Raw genomic sequence first — 18,765 nt, 5'->3', positions numbered from 1 at the left:
AGCGGGCTTGCTCGCGAAGGCGTCGCCCCAGACAACAAAGATTACGGGGCTGACTTCACAAATCGCTTTGCCGCCAAAAAGCCGACCGTACACGCCACAGCCGTAGCAAACGTCCCCCACGCCCAATCCAGCAAACTCACCTGCACCGACCACCCGCGCAATGTCGCCCAATTGGTCAGGTCATACGTGCCGTACGCCACCAGCCCCAGCAGCGCGCCCATCTTTGCCGCACGTTGCCAGCTCTGTGCCGGCAAGACCACAAACAGCACACAGCCAAAAACATACAGGCAATAAAAAACCGCTGCCGGAACCAACAGCGGTTTTTCGAGCATCAGCGAACCGAGCAGTTCGCGGTAGGTTGGCGCCATCAATACGCCGAGCCAGATACCGTCGAGCAACAGAAACGCCAGCAGAGTGGCGATATAGGCAAGCAACGGCTTTTTCATTTACCCGACCTCAAGTGACCCCATGCAACATGGGCCCCGCAAGGCTCAGGTTAGTTCAATGCGATCGGCATGAATGACGATCTTGCCTTCCTTGTACAGCGAACCGATGGCCTTCTTGAAGTTGCCCTTGCTGACACCGAACAGACTGCTGATCAACGCCGGATCGCTCTTGTCGCTGACGGCCAGCGTGCCATTGTTTTCACGCAACTTGGCGAGGATCTTCGAGCTCAGGCTGCTCGCCGCTTCCTGACCCACCGGTTGCAGGCTGAGGCTGATCTTGCCGTCGGCGCGCACTTCCTTGATGAAACCCTTCTCGCGCATGCCGGACCGCATGAACTTGAAGATTTCATTCTTGTGGATCAAGCCCCAGTGCTTGTTGTTGATGATCGCCTTGAAGCCCATGTCGGTGGCTTCGGCCACCAGCAGATCAACTTCCTGACCGGCGCTGTAGTTGGCCGGGGTCTTGTCGAGATAGCGATCCAGACGTGCGGTGGCGGTGATGCGGCGCGTGTGTTTGTCGAGGTAGACGTGCACCACGCAGTACTCACCAGCGGTCATCTGCCGCTTTTCTTCGGAATACGGCAGCAACAGATCTTTGGGCAGGCCCCAATCGAGGAACACACCGATGCTGTTGATCTCAACAACTTTCAGGCTGGCAAATTCGCCGACCTGAACTTTTGGTTTTTCAGTGGTAGCGATAAGTTTGTCATCGCTGTCCAGATAAATAAAAACGTTGAGCCAGTCTTCATCTTCGCTGGGAATATCTTTAGGGATATAACGGTTGGGCAAAAGAATTTCGCCGTCGGCACCGCCGTCCAGATATAAACCGAAGTTAGTGTGTTTAACCACTTGCAAACTGTTGTAACGCCCGACTAAAGCCATTTTCCAAAACCCTCATTGCGTGGGCGGCATTCTACCCGGTTTTGCCGGTCTCGTTCGCTGGGCAAGCAGCCTGCCGCAGAAAATCTGCGGAAGCCTTGATTTTCCTTGGTTTGCGCAGGCGGCTTGCCATTCGTCAGGCCAGCGCGAAGCCTGCTGTGCCGTTTCAAGGCGGACATTTGCGCCAATGAAGAATAAATGTTGTTATTTAAAACAGTGGCTTAGGGGGATATTTCGGATAATTAATCGAGAATAATCCACCCACGCGCTCAGTTATTCCCGGGGATATTTATCAAGCAATTGTCAAGTTATTCCTGTACGATGCCTGGCCGAGTTACTTTTCTACAGGTTAATGGCCGCCATGCGCGTAAAAGCATCCACCAGCAAAGCAAAGCCAGCTCCAGCCGTTGAAACCAGCGAATCGATCAACGATCAGATCGCAGCGTTCCTCAAGTCCGGCGGCGAAATCCAGCAAATTGCCAAAGGCGTCAGCGGCCAGACGTTCGGTCCGTCCAAGCAGATCAGTCTGGGCAAGAAGTAACACCCGGTAATACACCCGTCCTGAGACGCTTTGAGCTTCGAAGCGTCTGGACTGGCACCCGCGTTACACCCTCCTTCTGTTTAACCAAATCTTTGAAAATCGACGAACGGCCATCATTGCCGAGCATTCGCCGGTATCCTTGCACGCGTCTGGATCAAGCGTTTCAGCAGGCTCAAGCCTGCGCTCGCTGTTCATGGAGTGACGCATGCTCAAATCAACATTCTGTTTATTGTTTGTGGGCCTTATGGCCTGCTCATCGGCGCACGCGCAAATTTTCCAGCGCGAGCTCGGCGACTTCGACCTCAAACTCGGCACCACGCCCAGCCGCAGCATGGCTCAGGGACTGGTCAAGCCGTCAGCCGTCGGCTCGTTTCACGGCGGCCTCGATCTGAGCCACGACAGCGGCCTGTATGTCGGCCAGTACGCACCGAGCATGGGCCTGACCCCGGGCAAGAACCTCGAAATCGACTCCTACATCGGCTTTAAACAACCTTTCGATCAGACCCTCGGCTACGAAGTCGGGATGATCCATTACAGCTATCCCAAAGTAGACACCCTCGACAGCCAGGAGCTGTTCGGCGGCCTGACCCTGCTCGGCAGCCGCTTCGGTGTGGCCGTCAGCAACGACCCGGACAAACAGAACAACACGCTGTTCGCCGACCTCGGCGGCAATCAGCCGTTCGGCATCGGGATCAGCATGAAATACACCACCCACCAACTGAACACGCCTGTGTCGGTGGACGGTGGTTATGTCAGCAGTTTTACCGATTGGTCGGTGAAATTTTCCCGACCGTTCATGGGCGTCGATCTCGATCTGATCTACAGCAATTCCAACCTCAGCGGCAGCGAATGCTCTGCGTACTCGGGACACAACAGCCAGTGTGACGGGCTGGTGACGCTCAAGGCCGAGCGCGCATTCTATTGATCGGCTGAACTGCCGGGAGCTTCCTGCGTTCACATGAGAATCAGACGTCAGGCTCTCGCAAGGATTCGCTCATGTCTCGCTGGTTCAAACACCTCGCCACCCTGCTGATCTTCACCCTCGCCCTCGGCGCCTGCAGCCGCGTCGGCCTGGCCTACCGCAATCTCGACGTGATCATTCCATGGACGCTTGGCGACTATCTGGACATGACCAGCGAGCAAAAAGACTGGTTCAACGATCGCCTCAAGGAGCACCTGAACTGGCACTGCACCACGCAATTGCCGGGCTACCTCGACTGGCTGGATCGCTTGCAGGCAATGGTCGAAAGCAATCAGGTGACCGACGCTGCGCTGCAAGCACGAACCGAGGAAGCGAAAAAAGCCATTGCCGAAACTGCACGGCAGATCACACCGTCGGCCATCGAGCTGCTGCAAGGGCTGGACGACAAGCAAGTCGCCGAGATGAACGATTCGTTTGCCAAGGATCTGCGCAAACGGGAAAAGGAATACGTCAAACCGCCGCTGGCGCAACAGATTGCCGAACGCGGCGCGCGCATGGACAAGCGCCTGACCGATTGGCTTGGCCCGTTGAGCGCCACTCAGGAACAAAGGGTGATGGCCTGGTCGACCGCGCTGGGCGATCAGAACACTCAATGGATCGCCAACCGCGCACATTGGCAGCAGCAGTTCAGTAACGCCGTTGCCCAGCGTAAAAGTGCCGAATTCCCACAACGAATCGAGACACTTCTGGTCAACCGCGAGCGTTTATGGACAACGGATTACCAGAAGGCTTACGCCAACACCGAAGCACAAGCGCGCTCGCTGGCGGTGGATCTGATGGCCGAAAGTACGCCGCAGCAGCGTCAGCGGTTGCTGAAGAAAATCGAAGGGGTGCGTAAAGATTTCAACGACCTCAAGTGCCTCAGGACCGCACAAAAACCTTAAGGCTATGCAAAAAACAAAGTGGGAGCGGGCTTGCTCGCGAATGCGGTGTATCAGACACGTAAAGGGTGAATGACACGCCGCATTCGCGAGCAAGCCCGCTCCCACAAAGGCCGTCAGGCAATCTGCGCTTTGGAAGCCAACTCATCAAACGTCGCCTCATCCAGCGCATCCACCTGTTCATCCAGTACTTGCCGAGGATGATCATTGCCGGGAATGCTGCTGTCGATCAGGCTCAGCAGGCTTGATCCGCGTGGCGTCAGAATAAAATTGCTGCCGGTACTGCCCATATGATCTGGGCGCGGTTCGATAAATCCACGATCAAGCAACAAGCCTTCATATTCGCAAGCCACCGTTTTCAGGTGATCCAGATTCTCGATCGGCTCGCCTGCACTGGCTTTCTGCGCCGCATAGTCCTCGGCATATTTTCGCGGCGCGAAACTTTCGCCTGCACTGTTCTGCACTTCATGCAGCAGGCGTTCAATCAAATCCCAGTTATAAGTCGTCATCCTGATTCAACCTCCGGTGCGCGTGATTTGGGGCGCTGTCATAGGTTGTGACCCGGACGCATCGCAGCCGTTCAGCGCCATTTTCCGCAGCGACCGACCGGCGGTCTGTCGAATTGATCGAGGGTTAAACGACTAGTCTGACAAAGACGGTTTCAACCCCGCAGGAGAAATCATCATGAACGTCGAGAATCATCCGGTCGTATCGCGAGAAGAATGGCTCGCTGCGCGCAAACAACATCTGGCCGACGAAAAGGCCTTCACCAAAGAACGCGACCGCCTCAGCGCCAAGCGCCGCGCGTTGCCCTGGGTCAAAGTCGACAAGGACTACCAATTTCACGGCCCAAACGGCGAACTGAAGCTGGCCGACCTGTTCGGCAAGCACAGCCAGTTGATCGTTTACCATTTCATGTTCGCCAAGGACTGGGAGGAAGGCTGTCAGGGCTGCTCGTTCCTGTCCGACCACATCGACGGCGCCAATCTGCACCTGGCCCACCACGACATCGCCATGGTCGCGGTCTCCCACGCCCCGTTTGAACAGTTCCAGGCCTTCAAGCGGCGTATGGGCTGGAAATTCGACTGGGTGTCGTCAGACGGTTCCGATTTCAACTACGACTTTGGTGTTTGCGCCCGCGCTGAAGATGTTGCTACAGGAAAGGCTACGTACAACTACGAAAAGACTGACAGTGCCGAGGAAGAAATGCCCGGCCTGAGCGTGTTTTATCGTGATGCAAAGGGTGACATTTTCCATACCTACTCAACTTATGCTCGCGGTCTGGACATGCTGGTCGGTGCCTACAACTACCTCGACCTCACGCCCAAGGGCAGGAATGAGGACGAGATCATGGAGTGGGTGCGGCATCATGATCGGTATGAGTCGGCAATGAAGTCTGACTGCTGTCATGACAAAGAATGTTGAACCCAATCGGAAAAAGCGGGGTTCGCCCCGCTATCGACGCAGCCAGAAGGTGACCTACCTTTCGGTACGCAAGTTCATATACAAGGATTTGATCAATGCATCCTCGCCGTCCTCAATGTCCGGGACATAAAAGCTCATGCCAAATTCGCTAACGTCGAACCCGTCATCGTCAATGACGGGTTGGATGCCATTACCGCGAAACAGACTCAGTACGGGGAACAGTTTTTCTCCCACAAGTTTGTGTCCCTGCCAGGAGACGCCGCTTCTATCGAAAAATTCCACACCTTTTACCATGTCTTGCTCGTCGTAAAAGACATGCAGGTTGTGACGTACAAAAGAATCGGTAGTGTTCAACGAGGCAGCCGTTTTCTTGAACTCCTCGAAATCCCGGCCCAAAATACTGCGCACCTGCATTCTGGACAAGGTTCCACTCAGCGGCCCTACCGCTCCGAACACCTGGAATGAAAAGTCCACCTCCGCTACCTCCTGAAATCGTTCGGATCTAGTTTGGAGGCATACTCCAACATTTGTTTTATTCCTTCATCATATTTATTGCCAAACTTACTTCTGATGTCGTTGATGTCCATCTGAATAGCGTCCATCAGGCGACCCTCTTCGAGCAGCGCTTGCTGCTTGTCCCGATAAGCCTTGGCTTCTTCGGAACGACCAAAACTCGCGGTGTTTTTGTGATCCTCTGGATCCATCTTGATGGCAGGACCATCACGACTGCTGATTGGCGCGCCTTTGTAGCATTTCTGAGCAGGACAATGGTGCGAGTCCAGCCCGTCGTTTACTGGCTTGCTGGTGTCTTTGTGCGGACCGCCCAATACATCTGCCGGATCCTTTTTGACGACGGCAACCGTTCTCGTGACGGCCTTCATCCCAATGGACTTGAATTCCCCAAGTACCGCATCGATCAGGAAACGGGTAGCGACAACATACCCATCACCATCGTATTTGTATTCCTCATTACCCCCTTCGTGCTCTTGTTTGGCAGTCTCGTGGAGCTTCGTCAGGTCCTCCTCTTTCTCACCCAGTAATTTCGCGGCCAACTTGATGGCTGCCAGATCTTTCAGTTCGTCAATTTTGTCGCCATACGCGGCGTTGAGTAATCCATTGGCGGTCATGCTCAACAGAAACTTCATCGGCCCCATGACTGCCTGTACAGCAATAACGGTGGCCTGAATTTTCTCGGTCGGCATATCCTTCGTGAGATCAATCAAGTCCAGAACTTGATTCAATGCCAACTGACCATGAGTGATCAGGTTTGCGGGAACCGGAATAGGCGGCAGCGTCATTGTTCCAGGTTTGTCTGGGCCGCTTGACGGATCAGCCGTCATTTGTGGGCAGGTGTTGTTTGCGGTGCAGCTTTCTACCAGCTTTTCGTAATCAGCCGCTTGTTTCGCGAACTCGGACAGCCCTTTCAAAACTGTCTCAGGCAATGATTTTATCTGGTTGGGATCAAGCCCTTGTCGAACGAAGTTCTTGGTGACTGCCAGAGCGCGCTCTTTGCCCAACTCAGTGATCAGCGTTGGAGAAACATCATCAATGTCAACAAGCTGAGCATTGATCGCCTGATTCAGGTTTTGCAGAAAGCTGGCGCCCGCCTTGGCTTGATCGAGCATGTTCTTCTTGAAGTTGATGACGTTATCGCCCCAACGCTCAAGCGTCTCCAGCGGATGGCTAACGGCATCAATGGAGGAACTGCTCGCATACAGCGTCGTGCGATGTTCTTCATCCCTGGTGATTTCATACGCCTTGTTCACATCACGATTAAGACCTGCCGTGGAATCCTGCCCGGTAGTCTTGTCGTTACGTACAACAATCTGTCCCTCGCCCACCGTGGCGTTCAACGTCTGCTGGCGATCCTTGTCATATTTGTAGCCTTCAACTGCCCAGCTATTTTTGCTCTCGCCTTCCATGCCTTTGTTTGGCTTGTCGGCCTGGGAGCCACCGCCACCGCCATAGCTGCCACTGACATTAAGGTAGTAGCCGTGCTCATTATCCTTACCGGTGATGTTGCGATAGCCGAGGGTGTCGGTGTCGAGTTTCAGATTTCCGTTGTCGGCGCTGATTACCGAACCATCGAGTTGCGTATGTTTTTCGGTACGGATGTCGACTTTGCTTTTGCCACTGATAACAGTCTGGTTGTCGACCCAGTTGGTTTTGCCGTTGGTTTCGCCATAACCCAAAGAACCGCTGACCGTTGCACCGAAGCTGACCGCAACCGTCAGGCTGGCGTCGAACTCCTTGCCTTCGACCTTGCCGGTGTTCGGCACAGAGGTCACGGTCAGGTTACGACCGACATCACCGATGACTTCGTCGCCACGCAAAGTCGCGCCAGCGATATTGGTATCGCGACCGCTTTCGAAGCCCAGTTTGTTGCCGGCATACAGATAGGCTTCTTGCTGCTTGACGCCCTCACGGTTGAGATCGCCAATGCCCACATTCGCCGAACCATAAATCCCGAAGCCGTCCTGGCCCGCGATGATGCCGCCCTCCGCGCCCCAACTGCGCCGATCATGCGAACTCTCGTAGGCGTTTTGCGCCGAGAGAATATTCAGATCGTTACCGGCCTTGAGGGAGATATCCCGCTCGGCGGTGGCCCGGGTGCCGATCAGCGTCAGGTCGTTTTTCGCGTCAAGGTTGATGCTGCCACCGGCGTTCAACTGAGTTGCCGTCGAGGTGCCCTGCGTGGATGTGTCTGCAGTGCCGGCATTGCTGACACCTACGCCCAGTTTGAAGCCGCCGGTGGTGCCCCCTTTGACACCGCCCTTGCTCTGGGTTGAATGCCCGTCGCTGCTTTCTGAACCGTGCGCGACATCAAAGGTAATGTCTTTGCCTTTGACGTTGATGTCACGGCCGGCATTGAACTGGCTACCGCTAACGTTGACGTTGTTGCCAGCGTCCAGCGAAATGTCATTGCCTGCAGAAAGTGTCGACGGACGTTGAGTAACCGACGTTTGAGTCTGGTTTGAACTGACGCTCGATCCACCGATATGGCCGTCAAATTTCGGCCCACTGAAAAACTGATCCAGCGTATCAACCGACTTCAGAACACTTGAGCCCTTGCTGACCCCGTCCTCACCTTTGCCAGTGCCTTTGAGGCCATCCATCGTATTGCCGATGTTGTAGGCCGTGGTCACGGTGATGCCGTTGCGCTTGATGCTGTCACGGATGGTGACTTCGCTGGCCTCCTCCTTGGCATCGATGTTGATGTCGCGATCGGCCTTGAGGCGGATGTTGTTCTCCGCCGTCAAGTCCGAGCCTTGCTGATTGATGTCACGACCGGCGTTTACGGTAATGTTAATCCCCGCATCGATGGAACTGCCCGCCGCGGTGTAGCCCTTGCTGTTGACACCATGTTGAATGGTTTCACTACCGGCGAAGGTGGTGAAAGCATTGCTGTCGATGGTCTGTTTGATACCAACGGTCTTGTCTGTCTCCCAGCTGCTGCTGCGCTGGTTGTCGATGGACGCGACCACGTTGACGTCGCGACCCGCGTCGAGCGAAACATTGTTGTCGGCACTGATGCCGCTGCCAATGACATTGATGTCACGCGACGCATTGAGAATGGCATCGTGCCCGGCATTGACCTGGCTACCGATACTCTCGGAGCTGACAACTTCCCGTCCTCCATTGTGGGAGGTGGCGAAAGTCATGTCCGCGCCAAAGCCCGGCGTTCCGGCAGCCCAACCGATTGCGTCCTTCAGCGAAAGGCCCAGTTTCTTTTTGTACTCTTCGGCACGGCTGTAGGCCTGATCATCGGCGGAAGACAGGGTGATATCGCCTTCCTTGTCCACCAGGCCAGCGTGTAGTTCAGCGTCGTTTTTGGCGTTGACTTCACTGGCGTTCAGGCGAACATCGCGCCCGGCGAGAACCACCGTATCGTGACCAGCGTTCAACTCACTGCCGACCTGGGTAACCGATGTCTGCAAATGACTGCTGCCACTTTCGGACATGCCGAATAGGCCGGTTTTGGTTTTTTTGCTGTAACTGCCCGACTCCTCCGTAGCGGAAAGCACCGCGACATCGTTGGTCGCACCGACAAACAGATCATTACCGGCGTTCATCTGGCTGCCGATGATGGTAACGTTACGACCGCCATCAAGACTGAGGTCGCCGTCTTTACGCCTTGAGACGTTGACGGTCAGATCACGGCCCGCGTCGATCACTGACGCGACGTTTTCACTTTCATAGCTTTCTGTCTGGGTCGTCTTGCTTCGACCAAAAGAGCCTTTTTTCTTCCTGTAGTAGTAAGCGGAACTCTCGTCCTTGGCCGAGGCGACAGTAATATCCTGTACTGCGTCGAGGCTGACATCATCTTCGGCCTTGATCCGGCTGGCGATAATCCCAAGATCGTTACCTGCCTTCAGGGCAATGTCGCGCCCGGAATTTAAAACCGACGACTGTTGAGTAATGCTGTGGGTTTCGTTCGCGCGCTTCTTGCTGCGCGAGACGTAGTCACTCTCGTCGGCGGCCGAAGTAATGACAATGTCATGGCCTGAATCGACGCTGAGATCGCGCTTGGCATCCAGCCGACTGGCCACGACCTCCACATCCCGATCGGCACTGATCGACAGATCCCTTCCGGACGTCACTTCAGCGCCGTGCTGGGTAATGGTCTGATTCAGGAAGTTACTGCCACGTGAATCCGTGCGGCGATCCTGAACCGAGGTGATGTTCACGTCGCGATCGGCATCAAGCGTCATGTCCCCACCGCTTTTCAGCACACCGCCGATATTGCTGATATCACGCCCGGCATTGATCGTCAGATCATTGGCCGCTTCGATCCGTGCCGCGTTGTTCAGGACGTCGCGGTGCTGCAGCGTGCCGCCATAGTTGGTGTCGTAGCCATAAACATCGCGCTGGTTGATCACGTCACCGTTGGTGGCCGTCAGACTGACGTCCTTGCCCGAAACAACGCCGCCGCCCTTGTTGACGATGTTGTTGCCAGCCTTGAGCGTCAGACGCTCACCGGCTTCGATCAAACCGCTGTTGGTGAGGTTGTTGCCGGCTTCGGCCGACAGGTTGTTCGAGGCGCGAAGCGTGCCGGCGTTATTGAGGTCCGCACCGGCGATCAGAGTCACGTCACCGCCCTGAATCAATGCACCGTTGGGTGCCAGACGGTTATTCGCCTGGGCGAGGTAAAGCACCGGCACCAGCACCTTCTCGCCATTCACTTCGTGCTCTTCGAGCCAGACGATGTCATGGGTCAATGCCGCCACTTGTTGCGCCGTCAATGTCACGCCCATCGACAGGTTGAGTTCATTCTTGCTGGCGACAGCATTGTTCATCAGGTACTTGAACATCGCTTCGTCGGAGGTCTGGCCGTCGATGAAACGTTGGCCGGTGCGGGCAACGACAGCCTGCTGAACCAGGCGCTGTTCAAACAGGCCATCGCCCAGACGCTTGGCGCTGTTGTCCGGGTCGTACCCCAGTTTGTCGAGCAGATAGTCCGAGCTCATGAACTGCTTGAGATCGGTGAGTGCCGGGTTGGTCTCGATCAGGTATTTGTGCGGATTGGAGCGCACGCTGGTGTCAGGCAAGCCCTGGACGCGCGGAACGTTGAATGAGGCGCTTCCCCGATTGGGCAACAGCACGCCGACCGGCCCGTCACCCGCGGCTGCGTTGACATTGATCACGGCCGTCTTGTCGTCGAGGTTCAACGATGGGCGACTGGCCAATGCCAGCTCTCGGTTTTTCACCGAGACCGGATCGTTCTTGTCGAACTGCAAGTCAGTGGCGTGCCTGACCGGCATGCCATCGGAGCGCTCTGTAGTACTTGCGGCTATGGAACCAATCGTCCAGTCCTTGCCGGCAACCACCGCTTGTTCCGTGCCGCCCTTGCCACTGAGACGGAACAGGCCATTGTCACCGGTCGGCAGCGTGAAGCCTGGCAGTGCCAGCGGGTTGACCTGTTGTTGCGCCAGATCCGGCGGCAACTGCGGGTTCAAGAAAACCACCGTCGGTTTGGCCGCGTTTTTCACCCCGGTATCGGCACCGCCCTTAGTGGTGCCGTCAAAGTTTGTATATGGGTTCAGGTTGCCGTTGTTGATGGTGGTCTTGGCGTTGATCTGTACCGCTTGTCCGGCCTGAATGATCGAAGGAACACTGCCGCCGCCGTTGGTGAAAACCCGGTCATCGCGCTGCTTCACGCCTGCCAGAATCTGTGCCGGCACTGCGACCTCGGGCCCGATGCCGAACTTGGTATTGACCTTGTTGAGCAATTGCTTGTTCAGCGCCTGGTAATCCCAATGCATCCCGCCCTTGTCAGGCTCGTGCCAGCTATCAATATAGTCATATTGATTTTTTGAGTTTCGGTCGGCATAAGCCTGCAGATCCGTGCTGACCCAGCTCGATTGGGGTTTGTTTGGAAGCCCGCCGAGTTTGTAGGTGCGCATCCGTGTAAAGGTGCCCGACTGCAAGCCGAAATTATCGAAGCTATCAACGTCGAGAGTGATGTTCTTGCCCGCGGAAATCAGTGACGCCGTGTTGGTGAAGGCCCCAACATTCGCGGTCAGATTGCCAGCCACCGAGAGCGATGATTGCGGCCCGGTGATCTTCGAAGTCGACTCAAAGTTCTCGTTGACGTAGAACGTGGTACCGCTGAACGTAATGTCGCCGGAGAGAAACTTCTCCTCGCCAATCACACCTTCAGTCTTGTTATTGAAACTGTTGGCCGACAGCGAAAAATCACCGTCCACATTGATCGAAGCCGCGAGGTTGTTGACGCTGTTCGCACGACCGCCAGCCATACCGGCAATCGTCAGGTTGCCAATGCTGTAAACGTCCCCGGTCTGGTTGGTGAAATCATTGACCAGCAGATTCATGTTGCCGCCGCTGAAGACCAGCCCGTGGTCGTTCACCAGGTTAGCCGTCCTGATCGTCAGGTCCTGCGCGGCACCCAGCGTACCGGTGTTGCTCACGGCGCCCGCATTGATCGTCAGGCCGTTGTTGGAAGTCAGTCGACCTCCGGCATTGTTCAACAGCCCGCCAATGTTGAAGTTACCCTGCCCGCCACTGCCGATGCTGGCGACGCTGGTGAGGCCCAGTTGCGCCGCGTTGAAGGTCATGTCACCCAAGCTGCTGACACGACCATTCCCGCCGTAAGTCCCGCCTATCTGGAAGTCCATGCCACCATCACTGGCGATCAAACCCTCGTTGGTCCAGTTGCCGCCACGCGCCACCAACAGGTTCGACGCCAGCAACTGCCCGCTAGCGGTCTGCACAAAATTGCCGACATTGACGGTCAACCGCCCAGCCTGAATCACACTGCTGTTGGTCCAGCTGTCCGCGTTCAGCGTCAGGCCGCCGAGGGTCACCAGCGAGCCGCCGGCGTTCATGACGTTGGCGGTCGAGATGCCGAATTCGCCGACGCCGACATGGGTGATCGAGCCGCCGGCATTGAGCAGGCTCGGCGTGGCGAGATTGAAGTCGTTGTTGGCGGTTTCCACCAGACCGTTGCGGTTGTCGAACAGGCTGCCGATCTGGAAATCGGTTTTGCCGCCAGCGCCCAGTGCGCGCAGTTTGCCGCCCTGGTTGTCGAGGTTGGCGGCGCGAATCGTCAGTGTGCCAGCGCTTTCGATCAGGCCGCTGCGGTTGCTGAGGTTGCCGTTGACGCCCAGGTCGATGCCATTGCCGCTGATCTGGCCGGCGTTGTTGCTCATCGAGCCGGCGGTGGCTTTCACCTTGCCCCGGGCGTAGATCCCGCCGCCGCTGTTGTCGAGCGTGCCGACACCGGCATCGAGCAGGATGTCACCGCTGTTGGCGGCGATACGCCCGCCGTCGCTGTAGATACCACCGAGTGCGCGCAGATCGAGGCGGCTGCCTTCGATCTTGCCGCCCTGGCCGTTGCGCAACACGTCAGTCAGGCGGGTCTGCAGCAAACCCTTGAGGCTCGACAGCACACCGCCACGGCTGTCGAGGCTGGCGGCGGTGAGGGTCAGGTCGCCGTTCTGGGCGATGATCTTGCCGCCCTGGTTGTCGATGGCGCCGCTGCCCGCATTCACGGTCAGTGCAGTCATGCTTTGCACAGCGCCCTTGGCGTTGTTCAGCGCCGCAGCGGTGAGGTGCACCCCGGCATCGCGGCTGGAGATCAGGCCATCGGTGTCGTTGTGCAGAGTGCCGCCAACGGTGAGATCCAGTTGGCTGTTGGCCGACACGGTGCCGCTTTGGCTGTTGTTCAGATCACCGCTGGTGAGCAGGTTCAGCAAGGTCTGGCTAATCAGTTGCCCGCCGCGGTTGTCGACGCTGGCGGAGCGTTTGATCAGCAGTGGGCCGTTGCTACCCAACGCGCCATTGACGTTGGTCAGAGCGCCGAGCAGGTCGAGGCTGACGCTGTCATCGCCAACGAAGCTGCCATGGCTGTTATTCAGTTGCGTGCCGGTGAAGGTCAGGGCTTTTTTCGCGGTAATTCTGCCGCCGCTGTTGTCCAGCGTTACAGCGCGGACATCCAGCGTGTCACCGCTCTCGATCAAGCCGCCGGAAGTATTACTGAGCGTGCCACCGGTCAGCGTCAGCGTCTGCTTGCCGCCACTGCTGAGAGTGCCGTTGCTGTTATCGAGGCTCGCGGCCTTGATGCTCACCTCGCCCTTCGCGCCCACGCCACCGTTGCTGTGGTTGGTCAGCGCGCCACTGAGGTCGATGCTGGTGTTGCCGAGCAGACTGGAAACACTGCCTTGCTGACTGTTGTCGAGGGTGCCGCCGGTGACAATCACGCCGTTCCAGCCGGAGACCAGACCACCCTGGTTTTTCAGCTCGGCAGCGGTCAGGGTCAGCTGATCGTTGCTGATCAGGTTGCCGCCACGGTTGTCCAGGCTGTTGCCTTTCAAACTGAAGCTGTTGACGCTGGAAATCTCGCCCTTCTGGTTATTCAGATTGCGCAGCGCATCGATGCTCAACACGCCTTTGCTGTTGATCACGCCGTTCTGGTTATTGAGGTCACGCAGGTGGGCGATGCTCAGCAAACCCTTGCTGCTGATCAGGCCGTCCTGGTTATTCAGATCCTGTGCGGTGGCGCCCAGATCGATCGCCACGCCCGCAACACCCACCAGCGTGCCGCCCTGATTATTCAGGCCGGTGCTGTTGAGGGTCAGTTGTTGCGCGGCCTTGATGCTGCCCTTGTTCTGGTTGTTCAGCAGGCCATCGACCTTGACGTCGATATCGCTGTCACTGAGCAAAACACCCTCGCCGCTGTTATCCAGACTCGCCGCGCGAACCTGCAGCGCCGCCGCCGCGATCTTGCCTTTGATCGAGGTCAGCGCGTTGTCGATCTGCAGGGTGAGTTTCTGATTGCTCAGCAGTTGGCCGCCGCTGTTATCCAATGACTTGGCGAGCAGTTCGAAAGCCTGCTCGCTGGAAATCTCGCCGCCACGGTTGTTTACGTCAGCCAGATTCTTCAACAACAACTGACCCGGTGCACTGATGACGCCGCCCTGGTTGTTCAACGCGCCGCCGTTCAGATCGACGCTGACATCAGCATTGCTGCTGAACAGCCTGCCGCCCTGCTGATCGAGACCACGAACATTGGCCACCAGCGAATTGGCCGCGCCGAGACTGCCGGCGGTGTTGGTCACCTGGCCGGCCGTGATGTGCAGTTGATCGGCGGAGTAAATGCTGGCCTGGCTGTTGTTGAGGTCGCCGGTGGTGATGCTCAGTTTGCCTTTGCCACTGATCGCGCCTTGTTGCTGATTATCCAGCGCGCTGCTGTTGAGCGTCAGGTCGGTGTCGGTCAGCAGTTTGCCGCCCTGGTTACTGACGGCGCCACGGGTGTCGATGGTCAGCGCTTTAGCGCTGGAGACCGTGCCGGCGTTGTTGTCGAGGCTGTCGGCGTTGATCGCCAGAGCCCCTTCACCGACGACACTGCCCTGCCCGTTGTTCAGCCCCGCAGAGAGGTTGATTGCGATATCTTTCTGGCTGGTCAGACGTCCGCTGTTTTCCAGGGTCTTGCCCGTCAGGGTCAAGCCGCTGTCACCGGACAGCAGCCCCTTGTTGCGGTTGATGACGTCATTAACCGTCAGCGCCAGATTGCCGCCGGCGAGCATGTAACCGCTGTCGCTGTTGTCGAGCCAGGCGCCGATCAGGCTCACATCGGCCTTGCTCGACAGTTCGCCGCTGCGGTTGTCGATACGGTCGACGCTGAGCTTCAGCGCTTTTGTTGAACCGATGAGGCCTTCCTGACGGTTATCCAGATTGGCGGCGGTGATCGTCAGGCCGTTGTCGGCGATGACCACGCCGTTCTGGTTATCAAACATGCCGGTGACGCTGAAATCGACATCACCGCGCACACGGATGTCACCGCTGGTGTTGTTCAAACTGTCGCTGCGACTGTCGAGACTGGCGGAGGCAATCATACCTTTAACGTTGCTCAGGGCGCGCTCGATAGTGAGGCTGAGCTTTTCATTGCTGAGCAATTTGCCGCCATCGTTGTTGAGGCTTTGTGCGTTGACTGCCCAGGCCTTGGCGGCGGAGATTTCGCCGGCGCTGTTGTTGACGTCCTTGAGGTTTTTCAGCAGCAACTGGCCCGGCGTATGGATGTTGCCGCGCTGGTTGTCGAGCAGACCGTTGTTCATGTCCAGGGTCAGGTCGCCGTTGCTGAACAGCTCGCCGCCGTCCTGTTCCAGCGAGGTCAGTGAAGCCTGAAGTTTCTGCTGGCTACCGATGGTGCCCCCGGAGTTGTCCAGGTGCCCGGCGGTCAACAACAGCGTGCCATCGGTGGCGATACTGCCGCTCTGACGGTTTTTCAACTCGCCGGTGGTCAGGGTCGAATCGGCCTTGGCGCTGATGATGCCGTTGGCGCTGTTATCCAGGCTGCCACTTTTGAAGGTCAGGCCTTTCTGCGAGACGATCAGGCCGCCCTGGCTCAGTACCGCGCCGGTAGCGGTCAGCGCCATAGCTTCAAGGCTCGACAGTTTGCCCAAGCGATTGTCGAGGCTGTCGGCGCTGAGGATCATTTGCCCTTCACTGCTGATCAGGCCTTGCTGGTTATCCATCGCGCCGTCGAAGGTCAGCCCCAGACTGTTCTGACTGACGATCCGCCCTGCGACGTTACTCAACCCGGTGCCGCTCAGGGTGCTCGCGCCCTTGCTGAAAATCAGGCCGTTGCTGGCGTTGATGATCTGCGCGACTTTCGCCTCCAGCGTGGTGTCGGACAACACCTTGCCGCCCTCGCTGTTGTCCAGGCGCGACCCGTTGATGTGCAGATCATGCTGGCTGGAGAGCGAGCCGCCGCGGTTGTCGATCTGGTCGACGTTGACCGTCAGGGTCTTGAGCGATCCGACGAGACCGTCCTGATGGTTCTGCAGCGTCTTGCCGGTCAGCAACAGGTTGCCTTCGGCAACCAGTTCACCGCCCTGCTGGTTCAGGCTGTCGATGTTGGCGTCGACATCGCCCTTGCCGGAAATCCGTCCGCCATCGTTGGTGACATTGTTGGCCTTGAGCCTCAGCAAACCGGTCGAGGTGAGCAGACCGCCATTGCGGTTGTCCAGCGTGTTGCCCTCGAACGTCAGCGTTGTCTTGCTTTCAACGCGGCCCTTGTCGCCGTTATCCAGTTCACTGATCAGCAGTTTCGCCGCCTGATCAGCGCGAATCGTGCCACTGCGGTTGTCCGTATTGGCGCTGGTAACCGTCAGGGTGTTGAGGCTGGAAATTTTGCCGGCGCGGTTATCCAGGCGCGTGGCCTGCACGTCCATCGCTGCGTTGGCCTGGATCAGGCCTTTGTTCTGGTTGTCCAGGCGATCGCTGATGCGCGTGGTCAGCGTGCCTTCACTGGTCAACTGGCCTTGCTGGCTATTGTCGAATTGCTGTGCGCGCAGGGTCAGCGCTTGTCTGGCGCCGATCCGACCGCCGTTGCTGTTGTTGATCGCACTGATGGCGGTGATGTCGAGCAACTGCCCGGCGGTCATCACGCCGGCGACGTTATCCAACGAAGTGACCGTCAGCACTGCGTCGGTCTGGCCGCTGAGTTCGCCATTGCGGTTGATCAATTGACCGATGTTGCCGGTCAGTCTGGTCTGGCTGTTGATCACGCCTTTGTTGTTCAGCACTTGAGCGGCATTCAGGCTCATCGTGCCGCCGCTCAGTACGCGTCCGCTATTGCGGTTGTCCAGCGTGCCCGCCGTGATCGCCGTGGTTTGTCCGCTGAGGGTGCCGCCCTGGTTGCTCAGGGTTTGCGCAGTGCTGACTGTCAGATTGCGGCCGGCGATGAGGCTTTTGCCAGTGTTGTCGAGGTTCTGCGCACTCAGGTTCAGATCACCGTTGCCGTTGCGCCCGCCGTCGGCGTTGACCCCGGCTTCGATGACACCGCCGTTGGTCAATTGCCCACCGGCACTCAGGGCAATACTGTCGCGGGCAGCCAGGGTCTGGCGGTTGGTCAGATTGCCTTGGGTCTGCACATTGAGCGCGGTGCCGGCATAGACTGGGCCGCGCGCATCAAGGCTGGCCGCCTTGACGTTGACCGCGCCAGTGGCCGAGGTATCAACCAGGCTCAATTGACCATTGGCATCAAGCTGAATATCGCCACCGCTGGCGATCAGTTTACCGTCGAGCTTCACGCCGACCCCGGCCTCGGTGCCGACCAGTTTGATCGCCCCGGCATACATGCCGCCCAGCGCCGAAGAGTCAATCGCCAGTTGCGGCTTGGCGCTGCCATCATCGGCGCGGGCCGTGGCGCTGAGATGTTCAGCGTTGACGTCGTTACGCCCGGCGACGATGGTCAGGTTTTTCGCCTGGATCTCGGCGTTGATCTTCGCGGTGCGGGTGATGATTTCGAAGCGGTCGATATTGGTTGCGTTAAGCCCGGCGCCTTCGATGGCGACCGAGCCTTGATCGACCTGAAAGCGATCGAGGCGACCGTTGTCCAGCACCGGTTTGCCGGTGGTCAACGTGACCCGTGGCGCATTGATGAAACCGCAGCCGTTGCAGGTGATGCCGTAGGGGTTGGCCACGATCACCCGCGCCGACTGCCCCGCCACTTCGGTGTAACCGCGCAACTGGCTTGGGTTGCCGCTGATGACTTCGTTGAGAATCGCTTGCGCCGAGCCGCTGTTTTTCAGGTTCGGGTTGCCGATGATGTGCCCGGCCAACTGGGTGTTCGAGGTTTGCGTCGAGCCGTTGTTGAGGATGACGCCCTGCGCGCCGACGTTGTAATCGTGGAACTGGTTGTGCGACAGCCCGCTGCCGTTGGGCGTGGCGATGTTGATGATCGGCACGCCATTGCCGGCCCGATCCAGCGCGGTGTTCGGGTTGGCCACGACAATGCCGTCGGCCTGCGCCCACATCGGTTGCCAGAACATGACGTTCGCCAGCAGGAACGCCAGCCCGCGCTTGGGCATGCCCCAGAAATGCTCACGGGTTTTCACGTCAGCAGAAGGCTGACCAGCGAGGAAGGCGTATTGGCGAACGTCCATGTTTGAGCTCTCGTTGCGACAGGCGAGTGAGGTCTGGGTAATCAACAGGCAAAGCGATCCCTGCCTGGCCAAAACACGGGGCCAGGTGAGAGAACAAGCAAAAAGGGGGATAAATGCGCGCCTCGGTCAGAACGTCCAAAGCGTGGCAAAAACGATCGCAGAACCGCTGGCGAATAGTTTGTTCGATCCCTCGAAATCACAA

9 protein-coding genes are annotated in these 18,765 nt (G+C 57.7%); 4 read left to right on the top strand and 5 right to left on the bottom strand.

The features are described from left to right. Positions 1-41 precede the first annotated feature (41 nt). Positions 42-446 (bottom strand): DUF2177 family protein, encoded by a 405-nt coding sequence (locus H043_RS0127965; RefSeq protein ID WP_027614567.1) that lies wholly within the window; start codon positions 444-446, stop codon positions 42-44. Between the two features lie 45 nt (positions 447-491). Then, positions 492-1,328, bottom strand: coding sequence for a S1 RNA-binding domain-containing protein (locus H043_RS0127960; RefSeq protein WP_027614566.1), 837 nt, complete (start codon positions 1,326-1,328; stop codon positions 492-494). Between the two features lie 349 nt (positions 1,329-1,677). Here H043_RS0127960 and H043_RS0127955 point away from each other — a divergent pair, with 349 nt between their 5' ends. The 3 genes from H043_RS0127955 to H043_RS0127945 all read left to right on the top strand — a co-directional run bounded on the left by H043_RS0127955 (position 1,678) and on the right by H043_RS0127945 (position 3,732). After that, positions 1,678-1,866 carry a hypothetical protein gene (locus tag H043_RS0127955; protein ID WP_016985943.1) on the top strand — a complete coding sequence of 63 codons (189 nt, stop codon included), beginning with the start codon at positions 1,678-1,680 and terminating at the stop codon, positions 1,864-1,866. Between the two features lie 205 nt (positions 1,867-2,071). Continuing rightward, the gene (locus H043_RS0127950; protein WP_027614565.1) at positions 2,072-2,791 is read left to right on the top strand and encodes a TorF family putative porin; all 720 of its coding nucleotides are present in this window, start codon (positions 2,072-2,074) and stop codon (positions 2,789-2,791) included. Between the two features lie 71 nt (positions 2,792-2,862). Next, positions 2,863-3,732, top strand: a complete 870-nt coding sequence (locus H043_RS0127945) for a DUF6279 family lipoprotein (protein WP_027614564.1) — start codon at positions 2,863-2,865, stop codon at positions 3,730-3,732. Positions 3,733-3,845: 113 nt separating this feature from the next. Here the strand turns inward: H043_RS0127945 and H043_RS0127940 are convergent, their stop codons facing one another. Next, on the bottom strand, positions 3,846-4,238 hold the full coding sequence (locus H043_RS0127940) for a hypothetical protein (RefSeq protein WP_027614563.1): 393 nt from the start codon (positions 4,236-4,238) through the stop codon (positions 3,846-3,848). A gap of 175 nt (positions 4,239-4,413) precedes the next feature. On the opposite strand from H043_RS0127940, the gene H043_RS0127935 reads away from it, so the two are divergent. Then, on the top strand, positions 4,414-5,154 hold the full coding sequence (locus H043_RS0127935; protein WP_027614562.1) for a thioredoxin family protein: 741 nt from the start codon (positions 4,414-4,416) through the stop codon (positions 5,152-5,154). A 54-nt stretch (positions 5,155-5,208) separates the two neighbouring features. On the opposite strand, the gene H043_RS0127930 is transcribed toward H043_RS0127935, so the two are convergent. Further along, complete coding sequence (locus H043_RS0127930; protein WP_027614561.1) at positions 5,209-5,628, bottom strand: hypothetical protein; 420 nt, start codon at positions 5,626-5,628, stop codon at positions 5,209-5,211. A gap of 5 nt (positions 5,629-5,633) precedes the next feature. Further along, a complete protein-coding gene (locus tag H043_RS0127925) occupies positions 5,634-18,563 on the bottom strand; it encodes a hemagglutinin repeat-containing protein (RefSeq protein WP_027614560.1) in 12,930 nt (4,309 codons plus the stop codon). Positions 18,564-18,765: the final 202 nt, after the last annotated feature.

It is taken from the genome of Pseudomonas sp. URIL14HWK12:I6, from assembly GCF_000514195.1.
GTDB lineage: Bacteria > Pseudomonadota > Gammaproteobacteria > Pseudomonadales > Pseudomonadaceae > Aquipseudomonas > Aquipseudomonas putida_A.
This window is presented reverse-complemented; position numbering and strand designations above follow the sequence as displayed.